Below are 25,201 nucleotides of genomic sequence, written 5' to 3' on the forward strand. Positions count from 1 at the left end.
AACGGGTGGCGCACGGAGGTACGGGACGTGCCGGTCAGGTGCCCGTCAGGTGCCGTCGTAGCCGGCGGTGGGCATGGACAGCCGGCGGTGCACCTCGGCCTTCATGGCGGAGGTGTAGCGCGGTTCGTCGAGCCCGGCGGTCTCCAGCCGTACGCCGCGCCGCTCGCACTCGGCGGTGAACTCCTCGACGGAGCGCAGCGCGCGGGCCAGGACCCGCCGGTTCGGGGCGACGAACAGGTCGACCTGGCCCGCGTCGACGTCGCACCAGAGTCCGCAGTGGTCGGCGCGCAGCCCGTAGAAGAGCAGCTGGCGGGTGACCACGTAGCCGTGGCCGGCGGCCCAGCGCGCGCACATGGCGTGCTGGCTCCGGTTGTCCACCGCGAAGGGATCGGCGTCGAGTTCCTCTAGCGGGACCAGGCTGGCGATCGCGGCCACCCGCAGCTCATCCATGGCGCCCGACCCTACTCCGATCCGGGCCCGGAAAGGAGGGGGCCGTCGGGTTCCGGCCGGAGCTGTTGCGGCGGGCGGTCGGGGGGCGGGGTTCCGGTTACGGGCGTATCGCCGGGGCAAGGCCTAGGCTCGGGAGGCAGTCGAGGGAGGGGGTGCCGGGGTGTCGGTGGAGATCACCTGGTGGGGGCATGCCACGTGCACGGTGCGGGATTCGGGGGTGCGGGTGCTGACCGATCCGCTGTTCGCCCGGCGGTTCGCGCACCTGCGGCGGCGGCGCGGGGCGGTGCCGCCTCCTGAGGCGGCCGAGGCGGACGTGGTGCTGGTCTCGCACCTGCACGCCGATCATCTGCACCTGCCGTCGCTGGCGCGCCTGGCGCGGGGCACGCGGCTCGTGGTGCCGCGCGGGGCCCGCCGGGCGGTGCCGGGGCTGGCGCGGCTCGCGGGGGTGCTGGGGCTGGTGGTGTCGGAGGTGGTGGCGGGCGAGGAGGTCGGCGTACGGGACGGCGTACGGGTCCGGGCGGTCAGCGCGCGGCACGACGGGCGGCGGCTGCCGTTCGGGCCTCAGCAGGCGCCCGCGCTCGGGTACGTGGTCGAGGGCGCGGCGCGGACGTACTTCGCGGGGGACACCGGGCTGTTCGAGACGATGGCCGAGGAGGTCGGGCCGGTGGACGTGGCGCTGCTGCCCGTCGGCGGCTGGGGGCCGTACCTGGGGCCGGGGCACCTGGACGCGGAGCGGGCGGCGCGGGCCCTGGTGCGGCTGGCGCCGGCGGCGGCGGTGCCGGTGCACTACGGGACGTACTGGCCGATCGGGATGGACGCGGTGCGGCCGCACGAGTTCCACGCGCCGGGCGAGGAGTTCGCCCGGTGCGCGCTGCGGCTGGCGCCGAAGGTCACGGTACGGGTGCCCGCGCACGGGGAACGGGTGCGGCTTCCGTGACCGTGTGGCGGGAGGCGGCCGAGGTCGTCGGCGGGGTGCCCGGGGAGAGCACCCAGCAGGCGGTCGGCTACCCGGCGCTGTTCGTGCTGGTGGCCCTGGGCGCGCTGGTTCCGGTGATCCCGACGGGGGCGCTGGTGAGTACGGCGGCCGTGGTGGCGTTCCACCACCAGTCGCTGCCGTTCGGGCTGTTGCTGGTGTTCGGGGTGTCGGCGCTGGCGGCGTTCACCGGTGACATCGCCCTGTACTGGCTCGGCCTGCGCGGGGTCCGCTCGCGGGGCGGCTCACGGCGGCTGGAGTCCCTGCGGGCGCGGGCCACACCGGAGCGGCTGGAACGGGCCCGGGCGAAGCTGGACGAGCACGGGGTGCTGGTGCTGGTGCTGTCGCGGCTGGTCCCGGCCGGGCGGATCCCGGTGATGCTGGCCTGTCTGCTGGGCGGGGTGCCGCTGCGGAGGTTCGCGCGGGGTGACGCCCCGGCGTGCCTGGCGTGGGCGGCGACGTACTGCCTGATCGGGATCCTGGGCGGCTCGCTGTTCTCGGAGCCGTGGAAGGGCGTGGTCCTGGCGGTGGGCCTGACGCTGCTGATCAGCGTGGCGCCCGCGGTGTGGCGCCGGCTGCGGCCGGGGCGGTCGCAGCCGGAGTGACGCGCCTGCGCGGCAGGGCGGCGGCCCGTTCCCGTCGGCCGCCCCCGCCGCCCGGACCCGGTGCGGTGCGTGCGGATCAGGCGGCCGGGCCCGGCTCGCGCGCGAGGTCCGGGATCCGGTCCGCCCAGGGGCGTACGGATTCCAGTTGCGCGGCGACCTGGAGGACGGCCGCCTCCTCGTGCTCCGGGCCCACCAGCTGGACGGACAGGGGCAGTCCGTCCGCCGCGAAGCCCGCGGGGACGGAGGCCGCCGGGTTGCCGGTGACGTTCCACAGGGCGGTGTAGGCGATCATCGGGCGGGACCTCAGCATCGCCCCGGCCATGCCCAGGCCGTCCAGGGCCCCGACGCGCCGGGGCCGTTCGGCGAGGGTCGGGGTGAGCAGCAGGTCGACGGCCGCGAACACCCGGTTGGCCCGTACGGCCATCCGCTCCCCCGCCCGGACCGCCCACTCCGCGGCGGCCCCGGGGGCGAGCCGGGCGGTGCGTACGGTCTGCCGGGTGCGGCGCTCCAGCAGGTCCGGCCGCTGGACGGCCTCGGCCTCGGCGCGCACGCCGCCGTAGAACTGCGGCACGAAGGCGGCCGTCGTGTCGGGGTAGCGGGGGTCGATCTCCCGTACGTCATGGCCCAGTTCGCGCAGAGCCCGCACCGTCTCGTGCAGGGCCGCCACGTGTTCGGGGCAGGGCCGTACGCCGGGCACCGCGGGTTTGGCGGACCAGCCGATCCGCAGCCTGCCGGGCTCCGTGGACGCTGCCCGGACGAAGCTCGTCGCGGGGGGCCGCGCCGTCCAGCGGTCCCCGGCGGCGGGGCCGCTGAGGACGTCGTAGAGCAGGGCGCTGTCCAGTACGCCACGGGTGAGCGGTCCCACGGTGCCGAGGGCGTGCCAGAGGTGGGGCTGCGGGGCCGTGGAGACGCGGCCGCGCTGCGGCTTGAGGCCGAAGAGGCCGCAGCAGGCGGCGGGTATGCGGATCGAGCCGCCGCCGTCGCCGCCGAGCGCGGCACCGACCAGGCCGGCGGCGACGGCGGCCGCGCTGCCGCCGCTGGACCCGCCGGGGGTGCGCTCGGTGTCCCAGGGGTTGCGGGTGTACCCGTACGCGGCGGACTCCGTGAACGGCCACTGGCCGAACTCCGGCATCGTCGTCTTCCCCACGACCACCGCCCCGGCCGCCCGCAGCCGCCGGACCGCCTCGGAGTCGTGCGGGGCCGGGGTGTGGTTGGCGGAGCCGCCGAAGGTGGTGACCTCCCCGGCGACGTCGAGCTCGTCCTTGACCGCGACGGGCACCCCGAGCAGCGGCCGGTCGTCCCCGGCCGCGCGGGCCGCGTCGCGGGCGTCGGCCTCCGCGAGCGCCCGCTCGCCGAGCACCACCCGGAAGGCGCCCAGCCGCCGGTCGAGGCGCTCGATCCGCCGCAGGGAGGCCTCCGTCAGCTGCCGGGCGGACACCTTGCCGGCGCGCACCAGTTCGGCCTGCCGGGCGACCCCCAGGAACAGCAGCTCACTGTCGTCCACGTACGCGCCTTTCCCTACGGGTGTGTTGCCGGGAACAGGCACCGTACGCCAGGCGGGCCCGGACGGGACAGGGGGGATCCTCAGGTGTAGGCGGCGGTGTCGCGCACCGTGCCGAAGCGGGGGAAGACCTTGTCCACGGCGAAGGCGTGTTCGTCGGCGGTGAAGCCGGACATGGCGTCGGCGACGAACTCGACCTTGTAGTTGTAGTCGGTCGCCGTGCGGGCGGTGGACTCCACGCCCATCGTGGTGAGCAGTCCCGCGAGGACGAGGGTGTCGACGCCGAGCTTGCCCAACTGCTCGTGCAGGTCGGTGTCGTGGAAGGCGCTGATGGCGCGCTTGACGACCACGACGTCGCCGGGGCCGGCCAGTCCGTCGGCGAAGTCGCTGCCGGGGGGCTGTTCGGCGACGTTCGGCCGCTCCACCCGGACCAGCACCACCGGGCGGCCGTCGGCCCTGAACGCCTCGGCCAGCCGGCGGCAGCGCTGAAGGACCTCCTCACCGGAGTGCGGGGCCACGGGCAGGGCGAGGATGCGGGGCATCAGGTCGATGAGGATCAGTGCGGAGGTCACGGGGAAGATCGTAGCCAGCGCGGGGCCGGGTCCGGCCCCAACTCCCTCGGCCCGGCCATGGATCCGGCCGGTTCCCGACGTCTGGTGCCGTGCCGGGCGCCGTGACACGGTGAACCTTTCCCGTCACCGCACCAGCGTGCGGGAGGCTCCGACGGGCAGGTCCCACAGGTGCTCACGGGGCAGGCCCGCGCGGGACCAGGCGGCGCGGGTCCGGTGCAGGGGTTCCATGACCGGTTCCGCCGAGAGGACGAAGGCGGCCCAGTGCATGGGGGCCATCCGGCGGGCGCCGAGGTCCAGGCAGGCCTGGACGGCCTCTTCGGGGTCGGCGTGCACCTCGCGCAGCCACCAGCGCGGGGCGTAGGCGCCGACTGGCAGGAGCGCGAGGTCGATGCCGGGGTGGCGGGCGCCGATCTCGCCGAACCAGTGCCCGTAGCCGCTGTCGCCCGCGAAGTGGACCTTGCGGCCGGACGCCGTGTCGGTGAGCACCCAGCCGCCCCACAGGGTGCGGCAGCTGTCCAGCAGGGAGCGTCGGGACCAGTGGTGCGCCGGGACGAACTCGAAGCGTAGGCCTCCCAGTTCGGCGGACTCCCACCAGTCGAGCTCGGTGACCCGGGTGAAGCCGCGGCGCCGGCACCAGCGGGCGAGCCCGGCGGGGACGAAGAGGGCGGTGTGGCGGGGCAGCCGCTTGAGGGTGGGGGCGTCGAGGTGGTCGTAGTGGTTGTGGCTGATCACCACCGCGTCCACGGGCGGCAGGTCCTCCCACCGGACGCCGACGGGGGTCATCCGGGCCGGGGTACCGAGGACCCTGCGGGACCAGACGGGATCGGTGAGCACCGTCAGGCCGCCGGTCCGCAGCACCCAACTGGCGTGCCCGGCCCAGGTGACGGACACCGCGCCGGGGCCTGCGGCGGGCAGCGGGGCGGGCGCGTACGGCAGGTCCGGGATGCCGCGCAGGCCTTCCGGGCCGGGCCGGAAGGCCCCCTCCCGGGCCAGCCGCGCGAAGGCCCGCAGACCGGGCAGCGGGGCGGTGAGCCGGTCCGCGAACGAGCGCGGCCAGACCCGGCGCTCCCCGATCGGCCGCGGCGCGGGGGCCGGCGGGGCCGGGACAGCCCCCGGAGCGGGCGCGGGTGCCGGAGCGGGCGCCGAGGCCGGCGGGGCGGGCGCGGGGGCGGTGAGCGGCGTGGGGGCGGTGGCGGGTGTGCGGGGGGAGGTGGTGGGCCGGCGCGCGGGGGCGGTCGCGGGGGCGTCGGACTGGTCCCTCATCAAGAACTCTCCGTTCAGCGTCAGTCGGCCAGCTCTGCCAGCACCGACCCGAGGAGATCCAGCGCGCCCCGCACGTGCGGCAGCGCCAGCGGGTCGGGCGCCGTGAGCGCGGCCAGCCGCTGCTCCGGGGAGGCCCCCAGCAGCGGCCCCGTCGACAACCGGACGCGCAGCGCGCCCAGTTCGTCGGCGAACCGCTGCCCGCCGGGCGTCGGTACGCCCAGCCGGCCTCCGAGCCAGTCCTCCAGCTCCATCGCGTCGCCCACCCCGTGCCGGGCCAGCCCGGCGCGCAGCGGGGTCAGGTCGGCGTACAGGTGGCGGCCGGCCTGCGGGGGCCGGGCCAGCGCCCCGACGGCCAGCAGTTCCCGGTGCGCGGCCGCGGCGACCGCGCCGTGCAGCGCGGCGGCCGCGTAGGCCCGTCCGGCGACGGCGTCGGGTTCGTCGAGGGCGTGCGCGGCGGCCCCGGCGACGGGGCCGGCGACGAACGCGCCGGTGGCGGTGAGGACGTCGAGGGTGCGGGCCCTGAGCCAGGTGCCGCGCGGGGTGCCGGGGAAGCGGACCACGGCGGCGGGCCAGCCGGCCGGCAGCAGGGACCCGGACAGGTCGACGAGGACGGCGGCCCGGTCGGGGAGCATCTCGGCGGGGCTCAGCACGAGGGTGTCGCGCGGCCGGTGGACGGTGTCGCGCCAGCTCTCGTCGCTGACCACGAACAGCCCGGCGGACTGGGCGGCCTCGCAGGCCTCGCGCAGCATCTCGGGCGGCGGCACGGTGGCCGTGGGGTCGTCGGCCACCGACAGCAGCAGGACGCGCGGGTCCCCGCCCTCGGCCCGGACCCGCCGTACGGTCTCCAGCAGGGCGTACGGGTCGGGTACGCCACCGCACTCCGCCGGGGTGGGTACGTGGTAGGCCCGCCGTCCCAGCAGCCGGACCTGCGGGGTCCACCAGGCGGGACAGGGCCGGGGCAGCAGCACGTCCCCGCCGTACGCGCCGAGCAGCGCGAGCAGCAGCGCGGGCGCACCGGGGCCGGCGGCCACGTTCTGCGGCTCGGTGGCGAGGCCGCGCCGGCCCCAGAACCGGCAGGCGGCCTCGCGTACGGGCTCCCCGCCGCCCGGGGGCTCGGGGGCGGCCCGGCCCGCGGCGGCGGCGAGCACGGCGGTCAGTTCGGGGAGGACGGGCAGGCCGGGCTGGGGGGCGGGCGGGACGTACCTGACCGGCCCGCGCCCTTCCGGGACGGGGCGGCGTCCACCGCCGGCCGGTCCCGCCGTCAGCCCGTCCGCCGTCCCCTCGGCCATCCCCGACACCGTTCCCGCCTTCCGCCGCTGCTGCCACCACCACCGATCGACCTGCCCTTTATACGATTATTTGGACCGTTGCGCCCCTCAGCCTCGCCTTCCGAGCAGTGCGAGCAGCCGGGTCTGCGCGTCGGCACCCGCCGGCACCTCCAGCGGTTCGGCGTACATCCCGCTCGCGGCGAGCCCGTCGGCGTACGGCATGACCTCCTTGATCGAGAACTCGACGAGGCCGGCCGGCAGCCGGTCGTCCCCGCCGATGGCCCGCGCCAGGTCCCAGGCGTGCACCACGCAGTCGGCGGTCAGCTCCGAGCAGTACGCGGCGGCGCGCGTGGGCCCGTACGAGAGGGTCACGGTCCGGTCCAGCGCGCCGGGCGCGGCGAAGGCCTCGCGGGCGGCGGCCGCGGCCCGCTCCCAGGCGGCCGCCGGGTCCTCGCCGAGCAGGTCGCCGGAGAGCTCGTCGCCCACGTCCGCCACGGTGCGGCCGTCGGTGACCAGAGGCGGGATCCACCGCTGCTCGCCGGTGACGTGGTTGACGAGGTCCCGCACGGTCCATTCGGTGCAGGGCGTCGGGGCGTCCCACTGGGCGTCCGCGACGGCCCGCACCCGCTCACCGAAGAGCCGCAGCGCCGCGGCGTGCTGTTCGAGCAGCGTCTCCGGCATGGGTCCCACCGCCTTCCGCGTCCTGTTCCGGGGGGTGTCGGTCCCCCGGGGCCCACTGTCCTCGCCCCTGCCTTGCCCTGCCACTTCCCTGCCCAATCCCCCTGCGGGCAGGGGCTGGTGTCCACATGTCAAAACGCATATCTCATATGACGAGCGGATCGCCTACGGTGATCACACGCTTCGAGGACCACGATGACGAGGAGACCCGCCATGGGTGACACGCACGAGACGGCCGTCTACACGCACGGGCACCACGAGTCGGTCCTGCGCTCGCACCGCTGGCGCACCGCCGCGAACTCGGCCGCCTACCTGACCGGGGAGCTGCGGCCGGGCATGCGGGTGTTGGACGTCGGCTGCGGGCCCGGCACCATCACCGCCGACCTGGCGGAGCTGGTGTCCCCCGGCGGGCGGGTCACGGCCGTCGACGCGGCGCCGGACGTCGTGGCGCAGGCGAGCGCGTACGCGGCGGAGCGGGGGCTGTCCGGGGTCGTCGACTTCGCGACGGCCGACGTCCACGCGCTGGACTTCCCCGACGACACCTTCGACGTCGTCCACGCCCACCAGGTGCTGCAGCACGTCGGCGATCCCGTCCAGGCACTGCGCGAGATGCGGCGGGTGTGCCGGCCGGGCGGGATCGTCGCGGTCCGCGACGCGGACTACGCGGCGATGACGTGGTTCCCGGCGACCCCGGGCCTGGACGAGTGGCTGGACCTGTACCGGCGGGTGGCCCGCGCGAACGGGGGCGAGCCGGATGCCGGGCGGCGTCTGCTGTCGTGGGCGCGGGCGGCCGGCTTCACGGACGTACGGGCCTCCGCGACGGCGTGGTGCTACGCCACCGCGGAGGAGGTCGCGTGGTGGTCCGGACTGTGGGCCGACCGGACGCGGGCCTCGGCGTACGCGTCCGTCGCGACGGGTGGGGGGCATGCGGAGCCGGGCGACCTGGAGGCGGTTGCCGCGGCGTGGCACGCGTGGGGGGCTGCGCCGGACGCGTGGTTCTCCGTCCTGAACGGAGAGCTGCTGTGCCGCGCCTGACGGGCGGCGCCGGGTCCCGCTGCGCGGGCTGAGCTCCCCACCCCACCCTTCCGCCGTTCCCTGGGGCTCCGCCCCAGACCCCGCGCCTCAAACTCCCCCAGCTACCGCTGGGAGGTGCCCCCTGGCGGGGCTGGATAGATCCAGCCCCGCCGGCGTTTGAGGCGCGGCGCCGCACCCGGAGGATCAGGGGTGCATGCGGAAGTCGTAGGCCGGAGGCAGGCGGCGGGTGGTGAGGGTGGACCAGAGTTCCGTGAGGGAGTCCTCGCCTTCACGGAGGTCGGGGATCTCGAAGCCCTCTTCGAACAGCCGCAGCGCCGCCCCCACATGGCCCTCCGCCGCGAGGAGCCCGGCGGCGAGCAACCGGAAGCGGCCGCGCTCCCGCAGGGCCGGCCGCAGCCGGTCCCAGACTCCGCGCGCCGCCGCGAGGCGCCCGGCGGCGAGGAGGGCCGTCATCGCCTCCCCGCCCAGCGCGGCTTCGGCAGCGGTCCACGCCTCACCGCCCCGGCTCTCGGCCGCCAGGTCGTCGAAGGCTTCCGCGTAGCGGTCGGCGGCGCGTTCCGGCGCTCCGGCCAGGGTGTCGGCGACGGCCAGACAACGCAGCAGCGGCCAGCGGGAGGGGGCGAGGGCCAGCCCGCGTTCCCAGCTGCGTACGGCCTGGGCCACGTCGCCGGCGTGCCACTGGGCGACGCCCAGGTGGTACTCGGTGAGCGGGTCGGCCGGGGCCGTCTCCAGCATGTCCCGCCAGTGCGGTGCGACCAGCGCGGGCCCCGGCGGCGCCACCTTGCGCGGGGCGGGCAGGACTCCGCTGCGCCACAGGTCCAGCCAGGGCGCCTGCTCCTCCTCCAGGGTGGCTTCCTCGAAGGGGGTGCCCGGCAGTTCGTGGCCCCCGCACAGCACTTCCAGCGCGCCCCAGCCCGAGCCGGCCGCGAGCCGCTCCCCCGGTTCGGTGTCGGCGGCGCCGCGGCGCCACGCCTCGTACGCCGCGTCCAGGACGGCGGCGGGCAGGGCCTCGTCCAGTGCCGCCGAGGCGGCCCCGCGCGCCGCCGCCCAGTCGGAGCCGTGCACGGCCGCCGGATCGGCCTCCAGCGGTCCGTAGGCCTCCAGCCAGCTGAACTCCGCCCCGGCGTCGAGCCGTACGTGTTCCAGCTGGGTGCGGGCCAGGCCCGCCTGGATCTCGGCGTAGCCGCCGGTGCCCGGTTCGGTCAGCCACTCCTGCCAGCGCCGGCCGCCCGCTCCGGCGCCCCATGCGAAGAGCTTGCGGCCGCGCAGCCGGCCGGTGGAGGCCTGGGCGAGGCCGTGGCCGTCGGGGCCGAGGGCCGCGATCCAGGGGCGGGCGGTGTCCTGGACCTCGTAGAAGAAGTCGGCGGGGTGGCTGCTGTTCAGGGGGTAGGTGCGGTCCGCCTCCTGCCAGGCGGGTACGGGGATCCGGCGCAGGTTCCGTTCGTAGCCGTAGTGCCAGGCTTCGTCGGCGGGGGCGAGGATCCGGGTGCCGGGGGACTCCGGGACGGCGGTGTTGGACCACCAGTAGACGGGCGCGGGCCGCTCGTGCGGGTTGCGCACGCGGACGCCGACGTAGAGGAAGTCCGAGTCCTCGGGCAGCCACAGGTCCACCTGGAAGGGCAGGTCGCGCAGCCGTTCCCACTCCCACAGCCGGACCATCGCGGCGCCGTCCGGGGCGGGGACGAGCGCGGCGTGCAGCGGGGAGCAGGCCAGGGTGGTGTGGCCGGTGGCGCCGATGTTCCATTCGATGCCGCCGGAGTACCAGGCGCCGTTGAGCGCGAGGTTCGCGGGCTGGAACACCGGGTTGCGGTAGAGGAGTTCGCGTCCGGTCGGCAGGTGGACGAGCGAGTGGATCCGCCCGCCGAGGCCGGGCAGTACGGTGACGCGCAGCCGGCCGTTCTCGATGACGACGGCCTCCAACTCCCGCTCGGGGCGCTCCCGTCCGTACCCGTCGCGGACGCGGACCGGCAGCAGGGAGCGCAGCGGCTCGTAGCCGGCCTGGCGGGCCGTGTCGCGCGGCAGCTCCCGGCGCGTGCGCTCGTCCAGCGCGTGCACGCCGTCGGGCGCGCGCAGGGCGGGCAGGGGGTTGTCGGGTCCCAACGGGGCTGCGGGAAGGGTCAGCTGGGCACGTCGGACGGTGGTGGCCATGAGGGAATGGAACACGCCGCCACGGGTGGCGCACAGGGGTTCCGCGCATCACCACCGGTCAGGATTACGCAAAGGCACCCGCGACCAGGTCGGCGAGGAGGGCGCCCGCACGCGCGTCCGGATCCAGGTCCGGGTCGTAGATGGTGACGTTGAGCCCGACGCAGCGCGGCGAGTGGACCAGTACCCCGAGCAGTTCGGCGAGTTCGTCGGGGAGCAGCCCGCCGGGGTCCGGGCTGTCCACGGCGGGCATCACGGTCGGGTCGAGGGCGTCGGCGTCCAGGTGGATCCAGAAGCCGGCGGTGCGCGGCGGGTGCAGGCCCTCCAGCGCGGCCCGCGCGACGGGACCCGCGCCGCGTTCGCGGATGTCCCCGACCGTGGCGGCCGCGATCCCGGCCTCCGCGAGTTCGGTCAGGTCCGGGTCGCCGTCGCGCAGCCCGAAGAGGCGTACGTCCTCCTCCCGCAGGTACGGGCGCAGGCCCTCCAGGTCGGTGAGTTCACGCCGGCCGCGGCCGGTGGACAGGGCGAGTTCCTCGCCGCCCGCCGCGCCGACGGGCCCGTTGACGGCCGTGTTCCCGGGGTGGCGGAAGTCGGCGGAGCCGTCGATCGCGGCGAGCCCGTACCGGCCGAGGCGGCGCATGGCGAGCGCGGCGCCGAGCTGGATGGAGCAGTCGCCCCCGAGGACGACGGGGAACTCCCCGGCCCGCAGGTGCTTCTCGATGCGGTCGGCGAGGGTGACGGTGTACCGGGCGAGGGGCGCGGCGTGGAAGGTGCCGTCGCCCTCCTTCCAGTCGCCCCGGTCGTAGCGCGGCGGGACGACGACCCCGCCGTCGCGGGCGCCGAGCCGTTGCAGCAGGCCTTGTTCGCGCAGGGCGCCGGCCAGCTTGTAGACCCCGGGGACGGCGCCGGGGGCGGGCGGGCGCAGGCCGAGGTTGGACGGGGCGTCGATGAGCACGAGGGTTCGCATGGACCCATCCTGGGCGATGTGCGGGCGGCGGGGCGGAAATTTCGCCTACCGGGGCCGGGTGCCGTCACCGCCTCGCTTCGCGTCGCGTCGCCTCGCCTCGCGTCGCGTCGGGAGGTCACCGCCCGGCCGTCACCGCCCAGCGCTCGTGGTCCCGCCAGGCCCCGTCCACGTACAGGAAGTCCGGGGAGAACCCTTCGAGGCGGAAGCCGCGCCCCCTGACCAGGGCGATCGAGGCCGTGTTGGCGGGCTGGATGTTCGCCTCCAGCCGGTGCAGGCCCAGGCCGCCCTGGTCCTCGGGGGTGAAGGCGTGGGCGACGGCCAGGGCGAGGGCCTCGCCGAACAGTCCGCGTCCGGCGGAGTGCGCGAACGCGCCGTAGCCGAGCGCCCCGCACCGGAAGGCGCCCCGGACGATGTTGTTGACGTTGACGAAGCCGGCGATCGCCCCGGTGGCCCGTTCGCAGACCAGGAATCCGGCCCGCCCGTCCCCCTCGATCAGCCGGGCCGCGTACGGCTCGTACTCCTCCGGGGTGGCGGGCGGGAACAGCCAGGGCCGGTGCAGGTCCCGGCTCTCGCGCACCCGGGCGGTGAACTCGGTGCCGTCGGCGATCCGGAAGGGCCGCAGGGCAACCCGCGCGCCTTCGGTGACGTAGTGGGGGAAACTCATGTGACCAGCCTAAAGAGGCGTGGCAGGATCCCCCGCGTGATCATCACCGGTACCACCGAAGAACTCCTGCTCGCCGCGGCGCGCAACAACGCCGACTGGTGCGACGCGGTCTGCCGCGCCCACGGCGTACGGGGCGCGTTCACCGCGGACGCCTGGACCAGCGTCCTGCGGACCCCGCCCCTGTACCCCGACGCCGTGTCCCTCACCCCCGGGGCCTCGGCGGCGGCGCTGGCGGACGCGGTGGACACCGCCTCCCCGGGCTGCTCGGTCAAGGACAGTTTCGCGGCGCTCGATCTGGCCCCGGCCGGCTTCGAGGTGCTGTTCGAGGCCCAGTGGATCCACCGTCCGGCGGCCGGAGCCGGGGCGGCGCCCGCCGCCGACGGCCGGCTGGAGTGGTCCGAGGTGGCGACGGCCGGGGAGCTGGACGTGTGGGAGGCGGCCTGGGACGGCGAGGAGAGCACCGGCCTGTTCCGGCCGGCCCTGCTCGGCGAGGACCTCGTCTTCCTCGCCGGCCGTGTCGGGGGCGGCGGCGCGGTCGTCGCGGGGGCCGTGGTGAGTTCGGGGGGCGGTGTGGTGGGCGTCTCCAACCTGTTCGCCCACGACGACGCGGACACCGGCGAGGCCTGGGCGGCCGCCGTGGCCCGCGCGGGCGAGCGCTGGCCGGGCCTGCCGGTCGTCGGCTACGAGGGCGGCGACGACCTCGAGGCCGCCGTCCGCGCCGGGTTCACCCCGCTGGGCCCGCTCCGCGTCTGGCTGCACACGGCCTGAGCCGCGCGGCAGCGGTCCACCGCGGGGTCAGCTGTGCAGGGCCAGACGGGGGATGTCCTCGCGTTCGATCCCGAAGACCTGCGCGTAGAGGGACAGCTCCGCCTCCAGGGCCCGCACCATCGTCTCGGCGCGCCGGAAGCCGTGGCCCTCGCCCTCGAAGGTGACGTACGCGTGCGGAACCCGCCGGCCGTGCAGCGCGGCCAGCAGCCGTTCGGCCTGGGCGGGCGGGCAGACCGGGTCGTCGAGTCCCTGGAGCAGGACGAAGGGGGCGGTGATCCGGTCGGCGCGGGCCACCGGGGAGCGTTCGCGGCAGTGCAGGGCCAGGGTCTGCGGGGGGCCGGCGAGGCCGTCGACGTAGCGGGACTCCAGGTCGTGGGTCTCGGCGGCGAAACCGCGCAGGTCGAGCACGGGGTAGATGATCGCCGCGCAGGCGTAGAGGCCGGTGGCGGCCAGGGAGGCCGCCGCCGTCCAGCCGCCGGCGCTGCCGCCCCGGATGGCGAGCCGGTCCGGGTCGGCGGTGCCCTCGGCGGCCAGGGCCCGGGCCACGGCGGCGCAGTCCTCCACGTCCACCACGCCCCACTGTTCGCGCAGCCGCTCGCGGTAGGCGCGGCCGTAGCCGGTGGAGCCGCCGTAGTTCACCTCGACGACACCGATGCCGCGCGAGGTGAAGTAGGCGATGTGCAGGTCCAGTACGGGCGGCACGTGGTCGGTGGGGCCGCCGTGCGCCCACACCACGTACGGGGGCAGTTCGGCGGCCGGTGCCCGCCGGGCGGGGTGGTGCGGCGGGTAGACGTGGGCGTGGATCTCGCGGCCGCCCGGGCCGGAGAAGGTCCGGGTCTGCGGTTCCGGGTAGTAGGCCGGGTCGACGGGGTCGGTGGCGCGGGCGCCGACGACCCGGGCGTGGCCGGTGGCGGTGTCCAGCTCGACGACCTCGTACGCGCTGCGCGGGCTGGCGGCGACCCCGTAGACGCGGGTGCCGCAGACGGCCAGCGTCGGCTGCCAGGCCGTCCAGGGCCCGGCCGCGTCGACCAGGTCCCCGCTCTCCGGGTCGAGCATGCCGAGCACGCAGGCGCCCTTGCCGTGCAGGACGGCGAGCAGCCGGTCGGGCAGCGGGGCGAGCCAGCTGAGCCCCGGCTTCCACAGCGGTCCCCCGAACTCCTCCTCGCGCGGGCACAGCGCGACCGCCGCGCCGGTGTCGGGGTCCACCCGGTACGGGTTCCACCAGCCGCTGCGGTCGCTGACCGCGAGCAGGGTCCCGTCGGCCGCCCACGCCACCTGGGCGACGGCCTCCCGCGGCCCGCCGAGCACCGTGCGGGGGGCGGTGAGGGTGCCGTCGGAGGTGATGTCGGCCAGCTGGAGTTCGGTCCCGTCCCACGGCATCCGGGGGTGGTCCCACACCAGCCAGGCGGCGCGCCGCCCGTCGGGGGACAGCTTCGGTCCCGTGCGGAAGCGGTGGCGGTCGTCGGTGAGTTCCCGTACGGCGGACCGGTCGCCGGCGGCGGACCCGTCCAGCGGTACGGCGGCCGTCACCCGCCGTACGTCGGTCGGGGCGGGGCCGGTGAACTCCTCCAGTACGCACCAGACCTCGCCGCCGCGCAGCACCGGGTCGGCCCAGCGCAGCCCGCCGCCGACCGCCGAGAGGGGGGTCAGGGGCCGCGGCCCGGGGGCTCCGGGCGCATCGGGCTCGTAGGCGTACAGCCGTTGGTCGGGGTGGTGGACGAAGACCACCAGCGGCCCCTTGCCGGTCTGTTCGGTGCCCGCCCAGGGCTGTCCCCCGTACTCGGTGAGGCGGCTGCGGACGTTCCACGGCGCGGGGAGCACCGAGCGGGCGGCGCGCCCGTCGGCGGGCCGGCGTACGAGGGTGCGGCGGCCGCCCTCCTCGGGGCGCGGCTCGGTCCACCACACCTCGGGGCCGACGGCGGCGAGGTACTCGGGGCGGCCGTCGTGGGCGGCGGCGAGCGCGGCATCGATGGGCGAGGGCCAGCTGCCGTAGGGGACGCCCGGGGCGGCGGCCATCACGGGGCCCCCATCACAGGGTCCGCAGCGCGCGGTCGAGGACGCGGACGCCGAAGTGCAGGGCGTCGACGGGCACCCGCTCGTCGACTCCGTGGAAGAGGGCCCAGTAGTCGAAGCCGGGCGGCAGCTTGAGGGGGGAGAAGCCGTAGCCGGTGATGCCGAGCCGGGAGAACTGCTTGGCGTCGGTGCCGCCGGCCATGCAGAAGGGGACCACGTGCCCGGCGGGGTCGAAGTGTTCGACGGACTCGCGCAGGATGCGGAACGTCCGTCCGTCGACGGGGGCTTCGAGGGCGACCTCGCGGTGGTGGAACTCCCAGTCGACGTCGGGGCCGGTGAGCGCGTCGAGGGTGGCCTCGAACTCGGCCTCCCCGCCGGGCAGGGTCCGTCCGTCCACGTAGGCGGTGGCGTGTGCGGGGACGACGTTCAGCTTGTAACCGGCGCTGAGCATCGTCGGGTTGGTGCTGTTGCGGACGGTGGCCTCCACCAGGGCGGCCACCGGGCCGAGTTCGGCGAGGACGGCGTCGAGGTCGAAGCCCGGGGCGTGCGGGTCGACCGACATGCCCTGGAGGGCGGCGAGTTCGGTGACGCAGGCGGCGACGGTGTCGGTGAGGCGCACCGGCCACTGGTACGCGCCGATCCGGGCGACGGCGGCGGCGAGCCGGCTGACGGCATTGGCCCGGTTGGGCTTGGAGCCGTGCCCGGCGGTGCCGCGCGCGGTCAACTTCAGCCAGGCGGTGCCGCGTTCACCGGCGGCGATGGGGTAGAGGGCGCGGCCGGATCCGGGGTGCAGGGTGAAGGCACCGGATTCGCTGATGCCCTCCGTACAGCCTTCGAAGAGGTGCGGGTGGCGGTCGGCGAGGAAGCCCGAGCCGTCGGCCGCGCTGTCCTCCTCGTCGGCGGTGTAGGCGATCACGATGTCCCGGCGGGGGCGCACGCCGTGGCGGGCCCAGGCGCGTACGACGGCCAGCACCATCGCGTCCGTGTTCTTCATGTCGACCGCCCCGCGGCCCCGGACCACCCCGTCGTGGACCTCCCCGGAGAAGGGGTGGAAGCTCCAGTCGGCGGCCTCGGCGGGGACCACGTCGAGGTGGCCGTGGACGAGCAGGGCGGGCGCCGAGGGGTCGGTGCCCTCGATGCGGGCCACCACGTTGGTACGGCCCGGGGTGCGTTCCAGCAGGACCGGTTCCAGGCCCGCCGCGGCGAGCCGTTCGGCGACGTACTCGGCGGCGGGCCGCTCACGGCAGTCGCCGCCTCCCCGGTTGGTGGTGTCGATGCGGATCAGCCCGGAGGTGAACTCGACGGCCTCGTCGAGGGCGGTCCCGTCGACGGGCGCGGGGGCCGGGGGTGTCCCGTCCGCGACCGCTCCGGGCCCGGCCGCCCCGGCCACCGGGGCGTCGTCCCGCCGGATCTCGTCCACCCCGCGCATGTCAGCCATACTGCTCCTCCACGGCCGCCGAGACGACCGTCGTGACCGCCTTGAAGGTGCGGATCCCCTCGTACATGGTGGCGCTGGTGTACGCGACCCTGCGCTCCCCGCTGCGTTCGACGCCCGGGACGACGGTGGCGGCGAGCGAGAGGTGCTCGGCGTCGAACTCCACCTCCACCGCGAAGGGGCCGCCGCGCACCGGCTCGTGGCGCACCGCGAGCTTGGCGGCCTCGGTGGCGGCGGCCCGGATGTCGGCGGCGGTGCGGGCGGGGGTGCGGCAGACGGCCGCGTAGCGCGAGACGTGGTCCTTGACGGCGACGGTGCGCGCGTCGGGGGCGTAGCCGGCGGCGTCGAGGCAGGTCAGGTCGTCGCCGGTGACGAGGACGACGGGGACGCCGTACTCGGCGACGACGTGGGCGTTGAGGAGACCCTCGCTGGCGCGCAGGCCGTTCAGCCAGACGCCGGTGATGGAGTTGGCGAGGTAGGTGTGGGCGAGGACGCCCTCCGTGCCGGCGCCGGTGTGGTAGCCGACGAAGGCGATGCCGTCGACGTCGCCGTGCTGGACGCCCTCCACCATGGAGAGGGACTTGTGGCGGCCGGTGAGCATCTCGGCGCGGGCGTCGAGCTTCTCCAGCAGCAGGTTGCGCATGGTGGAGTGGGCCTCGTTGATGAGCACCTGGTCGGCGCCGGCGTCGTAGAAGCCGAGTACGGCGGCGTTCACGTCGGAGGTGAACATGGCCCGGCAGCGCTCCCACTGGGAGGCCCCGGGCATCACGTCCTCGGGCCAGGTGACGCCGGTGGCGCCTTCCATGTCGGCGGAGATGAGGATCTTCATCGGGCCCCCGGTGGGTCGGGTCGCGGACGCCCCACCCTAGCCTTCCGGGCCCTTGCGGACCCGGGGCCACGCCCGGCCGGGCGTGCACGCCGTCCGGGCGCTCGCCGTCACGGCGCGCGGCGGAGCGGCCCGCCCGGGAAATCCACCCGAACCGGTGAGCCGCCCGGGGCGCGCCGCCGGGCAACGGCCTTGATCAGGCTTCGACTTCCTGCGCCAGGTTGGCGAGGAGGGTGTCGTAGATGCGGCCGAGGCCCTTGGGCGCGAAGGTGCGCTCGAAGAAGCCGCCGATGCCGCCCGCGCCGTTCCACACGGTGCTGACGACGGCCTTGGACTTGCCCTCGCCGGCCGGGGTCACGGTCCAGGTGGTGACCATGGAGGAGTTGCGGTCCTTCTCCACGAGCTGGCCGTCCGTGGGCTCGCTGACCTCGAGCAGGCAGTCCCGTACGCGCTTGCTGGTGGCCTGGAGCTTCCAGTGCACCAGGGTGCCCTCGCCGTCGCCGCCCTCGCGCACCTCGTACTCGCTGAAGTGCTCGGGCAGCAGCTTGCCCCGGGTGCCGGTGTAGTCCGCGAGCGCGTCGAACACGGTCTCCGCGTCTGCCCCGATGATGCGTTCCGTGGTGGCCTCGACCTGCGCCATACCTGTTCCTCCAGCAGTCGTGATGCTCGTCGCCGCAAGCCAACCACCTCCGGCCCGGCCGCCCAAATCCGCGCCCGTCCGGGGCCGCCCCGCACGATCATGGGAACGTTTGTTCTATTCTCGGCGCACCACGCCACCGAGGAGGCAGCCATGCGCTGGGAGAATCTGACCGGGACCCCGGGCGGGCCGGCCGCGCTCTTCGGCGCGGACGCGGTCGTCACCAGGACCTTCGACACCCCCGAGTTCCGGGGGATCACCTTCCACGAGGTGCGCGCCCGGTCGATCGTGAACCGGGTGCCCGGCGCCTCCCGGATGCCGTTCGAATGGACCGTCAACCCGTACCGGGGCTGCTCCCACGCCTGCGTCTACTGTTTTGCGCGCAAGACCCACAGCTACCTGGACCTCGACACGGGCACCGGTTTCGACTCCCAGATCGTCGTCAAGGTCAACGCCCCCGAGCTGCTGCGCCGTGAGCTGGCGGCGCCCCGCTGGGGCGGCGCGCACATCGCCATGGGCACCAACGTCGACTGCTACCAGCGCGCCGAGGGCCGCTACCGGCTGATGCCCGGCATCCTCGAGGCACTGCGCGAGCACGCCAACCCCTTCTCGATCCTCACCAAGGGCACGCTGATCCTGCGCGACCTGCCCCTGCTGCGGCGGGCGGCCGAGGTGACGGAGGTCGGGATCTCGGTGTCCGTCGGGTTCACCGACACCGCCCTGTGGCGGACCGTGGAGCCCGGCACCCCCTCCCCCGCCGCCCGGCTGGGCGCCGTACGGGCCCTGACCGGCGCCGGCATCGAGTGCGGGGTGCTGATGGCGCCGGTGGTCCCCTTCCTCGGCGACTCCCCCGCTCAGCTGCGGGCGACCGTCCGGGCCGTCGCGGAGTCGGGCGCGACCTCCGTGACACCCCTGGTACTCCATCTGCGGCCCGGGGCGCGGGAGTGGTTCACGGCCTGGCTGACCCGGCATCACCCCGGCCTCGTCGAACGGTACGAACGGATGTACGCGGGCGGTTCGTACGCGCCCACCTGGTACCAGCGGCAGATCACCCGCCAAGTCCACGAGCTCGCGGCCGAATTCGGCATCGGCCCGGCGGGGCGCGGCCCGGCCCGCCCCGTGGTGCTGCCCGAGCGGCCGGACGGGCCGGCGGCGGCCGGGCCCGTGCAGCTCACGCTGCTCTGAGCCCGGACGCCTCCCGAGGGGTCATCACATCGGGCCAATCAGCGGACCAATCCCGCCTTCCCGCTGCGGTTTCCGGGACGATTCCGCCCAGAACCCTCGGCTGGGAGGCCCCATGCTCCACCCCCTGAAGAAGCGCGCCGCCGTGCTGCTCTCGATCTCCACCGTCGCCGCCGCCCTCGCGGGCCCGGTCACCGCCGCGCCGGCCGCGCCCGCGCCCGCCGCCCCGGCGGCCGTCGCGGCGCTCACGTGGAGCGGCTGCGCGACGCCCCGCTACCCGACCCTCCAGTGCGCCTCCCTGAAGGTCCCCCTCGACCACGACCACCCCGCCGGGCGGCAGATCTCCCTCGCCCTGACCCGGGTCCCGCACACCGCCAAGACCTCCCAGGGCCCGCTGCTGGTCAACCCGGGCGGCCCCGGCGGCAGCGGGCGCACCCTGGCCGGGTACATCGCCGCCGCCCTGCCCAAGGACGTGGCCGCGCAGTACGACGTGATCGGCTTCGACCCCCGGGGCGTGGGCCGCAGCGAGCCGGCGCTCGACTGCGGGGGCGGCCACTTCGCGCCCGTGCGCCCGGACTCCGTCCCCCTCGACCCGGCCGTCGAGCGGGCCAACCTGGACCGGGTGCGCACCTTCGCCGAGTCCTGCCAGGCCAAGCACGCGGACGTGCTCCCGTACATCGGCACCGTCTCCGCCGCCCGCGACCTGGAGGTGCTGCGCACGGCCCTGGGCGCGCAGCGGCTCAGCTACTTCGGCTACTCGTACGGGACCTACCTGGGCGCGGTGTACGCGAAGCTCCACCCGGACCGGGTGCACCGGCTCGTCCTGGACTCCGTGGTCGACCCGGACGGGGTCTGGTACGAGGACAACCTCGCCCAGGACCGGGCCTTCGACGCCCGCCACAAGTCCTTCATGGCCTGGGTGGCCCGGTACGACGCCACCTACCGGCTGGGTACGGACCCGGCCCGGGTCGAGGCCCGCTGGTACGAGATGCGCGAGGCCCTGCGCACGGCCCCGGCGGGCGGGAAGGTGGGCCCGGCCGAGCTGGAGGACACCTACATGCCGGGCGGCTACTACAACGGCTACTGGCCCGCCCTGGCCGAGGCCTTCGCGGCGTACGCGCGGGAACAGGACCCGAAGCCGCTGGTGGCGGCGTACGAGCGGTTCGGCTCGGTGGAGCCCTCGGCGGGCAACAGCTACAGCGTGTACACGGCGGTGCAGTGCCGGGACTCGGCCTGGCCCAGGGACTGGAACACCTGGCGGGCCGACATGTGGCGCACCCACGCGAAGGCGCCCTTCATGACCTGGAACAACGGCTGGTACAACGCGCCGTGCGCGTTCTGGCCCGGGGAGCCGCTCGCGGCCCCGGACGTGACGAACACCGAACTGCCCCCGGCGCTGCTGTTCCAGGCGACGGAGGACGCGGCGACCCCGTACGAGGGCGCGGTGAGCATGCGCGGCAAGCTGGCCGGTTCGGCCCTGGTGCAGGAGGCGGGCGGCGGCAACCACGGCATCGCCCTGAGCGGCAACAAGTGCCTCGACGAGAAGCTCGCCGCGTACCTGCGGACGGGAACGGCGGCGGACGCGGTCTGCCCGGCGCAGGACGAGCCGAAGCCGACGACGGCGACCCGCGCGGTGCCGTCCTCGGCGGGCGGGGCGGCCCTGCACGGGCTGCTGGGCTTCCGGGGCTGACATCCGTCAGGGCAAGATCATGCCCATGACCACTTCCTCGCATCCCGTCCCCGCCGCCCCCGAGGGCGGCCACCTCACCCGTGTCGCCGCCCCCGAGGGCGTCAGCCCCGGTACCGGGTACTCCCACGTCGTCTGGGGCACCGGACGGTTCGTGGCCGTCTCCGGGCAGTGCTCCTTCGACGAGAAGGGCGAGCTGGTCGGCGAGGGCGACGCCGCCGCCCAGGCCCGGCAGGTGTTCGAGAACCTGCGCCGGTGCCTGGCGGCGGCGGGCGCCGGCTTCGAGGACGTGGTGAAGCTGACGTACTTCGTCACGGACGTGGCGCACCTCCCGGCGGTCCGGGCGGCCCGCGACGAGGTGATCGCCCCGGACCGGCTGCCGGCCTCCTCGGCGGTGCAGGTCGCGGCGCTGTTCCGGCCGGAACTCCTGCTGGAGGTCGAGGCCTTCGCGATCGTCCCCGTCTCCGGCTGAGCAGACGGGAGTTCGGCGACGGGCCCCGGGGCCCGGGCGCGTCAGGCGTCCGGGTGGCCCGCCAGCAGCCGCCCGAGGGCGTCGGTGGCGGCCAGGGCCAGCCGGGGGTGGCCCTGGGCCCGGACCAGGACGTCGCGGGCCCGGGCGTCGGCGAGCGCGCCGAGCCCCTCGACGCAGGCCAGGGCCACCCGCCAGTACGGGTCGTGCGGCGAGAGCAGCCGCCCCAGGGTGGAGATCAGGGCCGGGGCCGACTCGGGGGCCCGCAGTGCGGCCAGCAGCCGGACCGCGTGCAGGGCGTAGGCCGTGCGCAGGGTGTTGGTGGCCAGGGCGGCGGCCGCGCGGGCGGTGCGCGGGTCCCCGAGCACCGCGAGGGCCTGCGCGGCGGCCTCGCAGCGCGGCGGGTCCCGGTGGTTGAGGAGCAGCACCAGGGACTCGAAGGCCCGCCGGTCGCCCGCCAGCCCCAGCCGGTACGCGGCCAGTTCGCGGGCCCACAGGGGCCGTCCGGCCGAGGACAGGGAGTCGGCCAGCTCGTCGGGGGCCGCCCCGAGCAGCGTCCCGTACTCCGGCGATCCGTCCGACTCCACCCGCAGGCGCTCCAGCACGTCGTTCACGCGCCCACCCTAGGGCGGGCGGGGGGCCTCGTACGCCGGTTCCGCCGACCTGGTTGATCGATGATCGATGATCGGTACATTTGGGCGGTACAGGTCACATCTCCGCACTCTGGCGGACCAGTTACCGCCGGGTTACAGTCGCTCCAACACGATACGAGGGCGGCCTGGTGACGCAGCCGCCCCGTGCCAGTCGGTTCGTGGCCCCTCTTGCACGGCAGGACCCCGGGACAGGGTCGTGCCGCTTCCGCCCGCCGCGCCCTTCCCTCAGGGCGCTTCCCGCCGGGCTCACCCCGCACGGTTCTTCCGTACGGCCTCCGCGCGCGCTGTGCGCCGCGCGCTCCCCAGTCGTCACCCTCTTCCACTGGAGTCCCGCGATGGACCTTCCGTCCACGTCCAGTCAGTCCGCCCGCCCCGCCCTGCAGACCGTCGCCGTCGTCGGCCTCGGCACCATGGGCACCGGTATCGCCGAGCTGCTCGCCCGCGCCGGCCGCGAGGTCGTCGGCATCGACGTCAGCGAGGCCGCCGCCCGCCGGGCCACCGCCTCCCTCGCCGCCGCGACGGCCCGTTCCGTCGTCAAGGGGCGCCTCACCGAGCAGGAGCGCGAGGCCGTCCTCGCCCGCTTCCGCACCTTCTCCGACCTGGGCGCCGCCGCCGACGCGGACCTCGTCATCGAGGTGGTCCCGGAGGACTACGAGCTCAAGCACCGGCTCTTCGGCGAGCTCGACGCGATCGTCCGGCCCGACACCATCCTGGCCACCGGCACCAACGCCCTGTCGGTGACCCGCCTGGCCGCCGAGTCGCTGCGCCCGGAGCGCGTGCTGGGGCTGCACTTCTTCAACCCGGCCCCGGCGATGAAGCTCGTCGAGATCGTCTCCTGCGTGCTCACCGCCCCGCCCGCCGTGGCGGCGGTCACCGAGCTGGCCCGCGAGCTGGGCAAGCAGCCCGTCGCGGTCGGCGACCGGCCCGGTTTCGTCGCCGACGGCCTGCTGTTCGGCTACCTCAACCAGGCCGCCGCCATGTACGAGGCCAAGTACGCCTCCCGCGAGGACATCGACGCGGCGATGCGGCTCGGCTGCGGGCTGCCGATGGGGCCCCTCGCCCTGCTCGACCTGATCGGCGTGGACACGGCCCGCACCGTCCTGGAGGCGATGTACGCCTCCTCGGGCGACCGGCTGCACGCCCCGGCCCCGATCCTGGGCCACCTCGCCGAGGCGGGCCTGACCGGGCAGAAGTCCGGGCGCGGGTTCTACACGTACGACTCCCCGGGCAGCGCGACGGTCGTCCGCGACCTCCAGACCCCGCTGGACGGTTCCCTGCTCGGCGCGGGCCGCCCGGTCTCCTCGGTCGGCGTGGCCGGCTCCGGGACCATGGCGAGCGGGATCGCCCAGGTCTTCGCGCAGGCCGGCTACGACGTGGTGCTGGCCGCGCGCAGCCAGGAGAAGGCGGAGGCGGCGAAGGCCTCGATCGGCAAGTCCTTGGGCCGTGCGGTGTCCAAGGGCCGGCTGACCGAGGCCGCCGCCGCGCAGACGCTGGAGCGGATCACCCCGGCCGGTTCGCTGGAGGCCTTCGCCGAGGTGGACCTGGCGGTCGAGGCGGTCGCCGAGGACCTGGCGGTCAAGCAGGAGCTGTTCGCGGGCCTGGACAAGGTCTGCAAGCCGGGCGCGGTGCTCGCCACCACGACCTCGTCGCTGCCGGTGATCGCGGTCGCCCGGGCGACCTCGCGTCCGCAGGACGTGATCGGCATGCACTTCTTCAACCCGGCGCCCGCGATGAAGCTGGTCGAGGTGGTCCGGACGGTCCTGACCTCCGACGACGTGCACGCCACCGTCCGCGAGGTCTGCGTGAAGGTGCGCAAGCACCCCGTGGACTGCGGGGACCGCGCGGGCTTCATCGTGAACGCCCTGCTGTTCCCGTACCTCAACAACGCGATCAAGATGGTCGAGCAGCACTACGCGAGCCTCGACGACATCGACGCCGCGATGAAGCTGGGCGGCGGCTACCCGATGGGGCCGTTCGAGCTCCTCGACGTGGTCGGCCTGGACGTGTCCCTGGCCATCGAGAAGGTCCTCCACCAGGAGTTCCGCGACCCGGGCCTGGCCCCGTCGCCGCTGCTGGAGCACCTGGTGGCCGCGGGGTGCCTGGGCCGGAAGACCGGTCGCGGATTCCGTGAGTACGCCGCCCGCCGGTAACCAGGCGGGCCCTGAGCAGGATGCGTGGGGAGGGCTGCTCGGGTCCGCCGGACCCTCACGGCGGACTTACCCTTCCGAGCCCAGTGCGGGCTCTCCCCCGCATCCGTCCCCCTCCCACCCCCCTCAGGCGCGCTCTCCTGCGCGAATGAAGTACTTTCGCTCTATGTCCCAGCCCGCCAAGACCTCACCCCGCGCCTCCGCGGCCTCCGACGCCACGGAGAGCCCGGCCGGCACCAAGGCGGCCGCTCAGCGGCTCAAGATGCGCCGCGAGCTCGCCGCCGCGGCCATGGAGCTGTTCGCGACGAAGGGGTACGAGGCCACGACGGTCGACGAGATCGCGGCGACCGCCGGGGTGGCGCGCCGGACCTTCTTCCGGCACTTCCGGTCCAAGGAAGAGGCGATCTTCCCGGACCACGACGACACGCTGACCAGGGCCGAAGCGGTCCTGGACGTGGCGCCGGCGCACGAGCACCCGCTCGACACGGTGTGCCGGGGGATCAAGGAAGTCATGAAGATGTACGCCGCCTCGCCGGCGGTGTCGGTGGAGCGCTACCGGCTGACCCGCGAGGTGCCGGCCCTGCGCGAGCGGGAGATCGCCTCGGTCGCCCGCTACGAGCGGCTCTTCACCCGCTACCTGCTGGCCCACTTCGACGAGACCGACCACCACGACGGCAACGACGACCCGCTGCTGGCGGAGGTGGCCGCCTCGGCGGTGGTGACCGCCCACAACCACGTACTGCGGCGCTGGCTGCGGGCCGGGGGCCAGGGGGACGTGGAGGCGCAGCTGGACCACGCCTTCTCGATCGTGCGCAAGACCTTCGGCTCCGGGATCGGCGCGGGCCGCACGCCGGGCGCCGCCACCGCGTCCGCGCCGGCGGCGGTGCGCACCGAGGGCGAGGTGCTGGTGGCGGTGGCCCGTACGGACGCCCCGCTGGACGAGGTCATGCGGACCATCGAAGAGGCACTGAGGAACAAGCGGTAGCACCAGCTCCAGTAACACGCGTCACACAGGCCGCCCCCGTTCCGGGGGCGGCCTTTTGTGTATGTCCGGGTTGCCCCTACTCGCGAGTAACTCTGATCGATCATCGCTCATCGGTGCAGGTCAATCGGCAAATGAGAGAAAGTTTTGGCACGCGGTGCCTTGCTGAGTGACACGGGGTGCCATACGTTGAATCTCGTCCGGATGTCCCCGCGGTACACGCCCCACCCGGCGAACGACCGCGCCCCGGATGCCTGCGTCACCAGGCACCGCACGCCCCA

At 75.2% G+C, this 25,201-nt stretch carries 23 protein-coding genes; 9 read left to right on the forward strand and 14 right to left on the reverse strand.

Features of this window, described 5'->3' with window-relative positions:
* Positions 1 to 45: 45 nt before the first annotated feature.
* Positions 46 to 450, reverse strand: a complete 405-nt coding sequence (locus OOK31_RS06065) for a hypothetical protein (protein WP_267011280.1) — start codon at positions 448 to 450, stop codon at positions 46 to 48.
* 160 nt (positions 451 to 610) lie between these two features.
* Between OOK31_RS06065 and OOK31_RS06070 the strand changes: the two genes are divergently transcribed.
* Entirely contained in the window at positions 611 to 1,387 is a 777-nt protein-coding gene (locus OOK31_RS06070; RefSeq protein ID WP_267011281.1) for an MBL fold metallo-hydrolase, read from the forward strand.
* Between the two features lie 2 nt (positions 1,388 to 1,389).
* Positions 1,390 to 2,028, forward strand: a complete 639-nt coding sequence (locus OOK31_RS06075; protein ID WP_267011847.1) for a DedA family protein — start codon at positions 1,390 to 1,392, stop codon at positions 2,026 to 2,028.
* Between the two features lie 76 nt (positions 2,029 to 2,104).
* Here OOK31_RS06075 and OOK31_RS06080 read toward each other — a convergent pair whose 3' ends face one another.
* The 5 genes from OOK31_RS06080 to OOK31_RS06100 all read right to left on the reverse strand — a co-directional run bounded on the left by OOK31_RS06080 (position 2,105) and on the right by OOK31_RS06100 (position 7,313).
* Complete coding sequence (locus tag OOK31_RS06080) at positions 2,105 to 3,532, reverse strand: amidase (RefSeq protein ID WP_267011282.1); 1,428 nt, start codon at positions 3,530 to 3,532, stop codon at positions 2,105 to 2,107.
* A gap of 80 nt (positions 3,533 to 3,612) precedes the next feature.
* Positions 3,613 to 4,101, reverse strand: coding sequence for an isochorismatase family protein (locus OOK31_RS06085; protein ID WP_267011283.1), 489 nt, complete (start codon positions 4,099 to 4,101; stop codon positions 3,613 to 3,615).
* A gap of 123 nt (positions 4,102 to 4,224) precedes the next feature.
* The gene (locus tag OOK31_RS06090) at positions 4,225 to 5,364 is read right to left on the reverse strand and encodes an MBL fold metallo-hydrolase (protein WP_267011284.1); all 1,140 of its coding nucleotides are present in this window, start codon (positions 5,362 to 5,364) and stop codon (positions 4,225 to 4,227) included.
* A 20-nt stretch (positions 5,365 to 5,384) separates the two neighbouring features.
* Positions 5,385 to 6,653: an aminotransferase class I/II-fold pyridoxal phosphate-dependent enzyme gene (locus OOK31_RS06095; RefSeq protein ID WP_267011285.1), complete on the reverse strand. Its 1,269-nt coding sequence runs from the start codon at positions 6,651 to 6,653 to the stop codon at positions 5,385 to 5,387.
* Positions 6,654 to 6,740: 87 nt separating this feature from the next.
* A complete protein-coding gene (locus OOK31_RS06100; protein WP_267011286.1) occupies positions 6,741 to 7,313 on the reverse strand; it encodes a TIGR03086 family metal-binding protein in 573 nt (190 codons plus the stop codon).
* Positions 7,314 to 7,523: 210 nt separating this feature from the next.
* Between OOK31_RS06100 and OOK31_RS06105 the strand changes: the two genes are divergently transcribed.
* On the forward strand, positions 7,524 to 8,345 hold the full coding sequence (locus tag OOK31_RS06105) for a methyltransferase domain-containing protein (RefSeq protein WP_267011287.1): 822 nt from the start codon (positions 7,524 to 7,526) through the stop codon (positions 8,343 to 8,345).
* Between the two features lie 183 nt (positions 8,346 to 8,528).
* On the opposite strand, the gene OOK31_RS06110 is transcribed toward OOK31_RS06105, so the two are convergent.
* The 3 genes from OOK31_RS06110 to OOK31_RS06120 all read right to left on the reverse strand — a co-directional run bounded on the left by OOK31_RS06110 (position 8,529) and on the right by OOK31_RS06120 (position 12,121).
* Complete coding sequence (locus OOK31_RS06110) at positions 8,529 to 10,493, reverse strand: DUF5107 domain-containing protein (protein ID WP_267011288.1); 1,965 nt, start codon at positions 10,491 to 10,493, stop codon at positions 8,529 to 8,531.
* A 64-nt stretch (positions 10,494 to 10,557) separates the two neighbouring features.
* Positions 10,558 to 11,457: an arginase family protein gene (locus OOK31_RS06115; RefSeq protein WP_267011289.1), complete on the reverse strand. Its 900-nt coding sequence runs from the start codon at positions 11,455 to 11,457 to the stop codon at positions 10,558 to 10,560.
* A 115-nt stretch (positions 11,458 to 11,572) separates the two neighbouring features.
* Positions 11,573 to 12,121, reverse strand: a complete 549-nt coding sequence (locus OOK31_RS06120; RefSeq protein ID WP_267011290.1) for a GNAT family N-acetyltransferase — start codon at positions 12,119 to 12,121, stop codon at positions 11,573 to 11,575.
* 36 nt (positions 12,122 to 12,157) lie between these two features.
* Between OOK31_RS06120 and OOK31_RS06125 the strand changes: the two genes are divergently transcribed.
* Positions 12,158 to 12,889, forward strand: coding sequence for a hypothetical protein (locus OOK31_RS06125; RefSeq protein WP_267011291.1), 732 nt, complete (start codon positions 12,158 to 12,160; stop codon positions 12,887 to 12,889).
* A gap of 27 nt (positions 12,890 to 12,916) precedes the next feature.
* Here OOK31_RS06125 and OOK31_RS06130 read toward each other — a convergent pair whose 3' ends face one another.
* From OOK31_RS06130 to OOK31_RS06145, 4 genes are all read right to left on the reverse strand, one after another.
* A complete protein-coding gene (locus tag OOK31_RS06130) occupies positions 12,917 to 14,905 on the reverse strand; it encodes a prolyl oligopeptidase family serine peptidase (RefSeq protein WP_267011292.1) in 1,989 nt (662 codons plus the stop codon).
* Between the two features lie 13 nt (positions 14,906 to 14,918).
* Positions 14,919 to 16,340 carry a M20/M25/M40 family metallo-hydrolase gene (locus OOK31_RS06135; RefSeq protein ID WP_267011293.1) on the reverse strand — a complete coding sequence of 474 codons (1,422 nt, stop codon included), beginning with the start codon at positions 16,338 to 16,340 and terminating at the stop codon, positions 14,919 to 14,921.
* Entirely contained in the window at positions 16,333 to 17,166 is an 834-nt protein-coding gene (locus OOK31_RS06140) for a M55 family metallopeptidase (protein ID WP_267011294.1), read from the reverse strand. Before OOK31_RS06140 ends, OOK31_RS06135 begins: the two co-directional genes overlap by 8 nt.
* 193 nt (positions 17,167 to 17,359) lie before the next feature.
* The gene (locus OOK31_RS06145) at positions 17,360 to 17,803 is read right to left on the reverse strand and encodes an SRPBCC family protein (RefSeq protein ID WP_267011295.1); all 444 of its coding nucleotides are present in this window, start codon (positions 17,801 to 17,803) and stop codon (positions 17,360 to 17,362) included.
* A gap of 150 nt (positions 17,804 to 17,953) precedes the next feature.
* Between OOK31_RS06145 and OOK31_RS06150 the strand changes: the two genes are divergently transcribed.
* From OOK31_RS06150 to OOK31_RS06160, 3 genes are all read left to right on the forward strand, one after another.
* Positions 17,954 to 18,985 carry an Rv2578c family radical SAM protein gene (locus tag OOK31_RS06150; protein ID WP_267011296.1) on the forward strand — a complete coding sequence of 344 codons (1,032 nt, stop codon included), beginning with the start codon at positions 17,954 to 17,956 and terminating at the stop codon, positions 18,983 to 18,985.
* A gap of 112 nt (positions 18,986 to 19,097) precedes the next feature.
* Positions 19,098 to 20,672 carry an alpha/beta hydrolase gene (locus tag OOK31_RS06155; RefSeq protein WP_267011297.1) on the forward strand — a complete coding sequence of 525 codons (1,575 nt, stop codon included), beginning with the start codon at positions 19,098 to 19,100 and terminating at the stop codon, positions 20,670 to 20,672.
* Positions 20,673 to 20,697: 25 nt separating this feature from the next.
* Positions 20,698 to 21,141, forward strand: a complete 444-nt coding sequence (locus tag OOK31_RS06160; protein ID WP_267011298.1) for a RidA family protein — start codon at positions 20,698 to 20,700, stop codon at positions 21,139 to 21,141.
* Positions 21,142 to 21,182: 41 nt separating this feature from the next.
* Here the strand turns inward: OOK31_RS06160 and OOK31_RS06165 are convergent, their stop codons facing one another.
* Positions 21,183 to 21,752 (reverse strand): HEAT repeat domain-containing protein, encoded by a 570-nt coding sequence (locus OOK31_RS06165; protein WP_267011299.1) that lies wholly within the window; start codon positions 21,750 to 21,752, stop codon positions 21,183 to 21,185.
* 374 nt (positions 21,753 to 22,126) lie between these two features.
* On the opposite strand from OOK31_RS06165, the gene OOK31_RS06170 reads away from it, so the two are divergent.
* Together OOK31_RS06170 and OOK31_RS06175 are read left to right on the forward strand one after the other, a co-directional pair.
* Positions 22,127 to 23,941 carry a 3-hydroxyacyl-CoA dehydrogenase family protein gene (locus OOK31_RS06170; RefSeq protein WP_267011300.1) on the forward strand — a complete coding sequence of 605 codons (1,815 nt, stop codon included), beginning with the start codon at positions 22,127 to 22,129 and terminating at the stop codon, positions 23,939 to 23,941.
* Positions 23,942 to 24,104: 163 nt separating this feature from the next.
* On the forward strand, positions 24,105 to 24,923 hold the full coding sequence (locus OOK31_RS06175; RefSeq protein WP_267011301.1) for a TetR family transcriptional regulator: 819 nt from the start codon (positions 24,105 to 24,107) through the stop codon (positions 24,921 to 24,923).
* Positions 24,924 to 25,201: the final 278 nt, after the last annotated feature.

It is taken from the genome of Streptomyces sp. NBC_00249, from assembly GCF_026342355.1.
Lineage (GTDB): Bacteria > Actinomycetota > Actinomycetes > Streptomycetales > Streptomycetaceae > Streptomyces.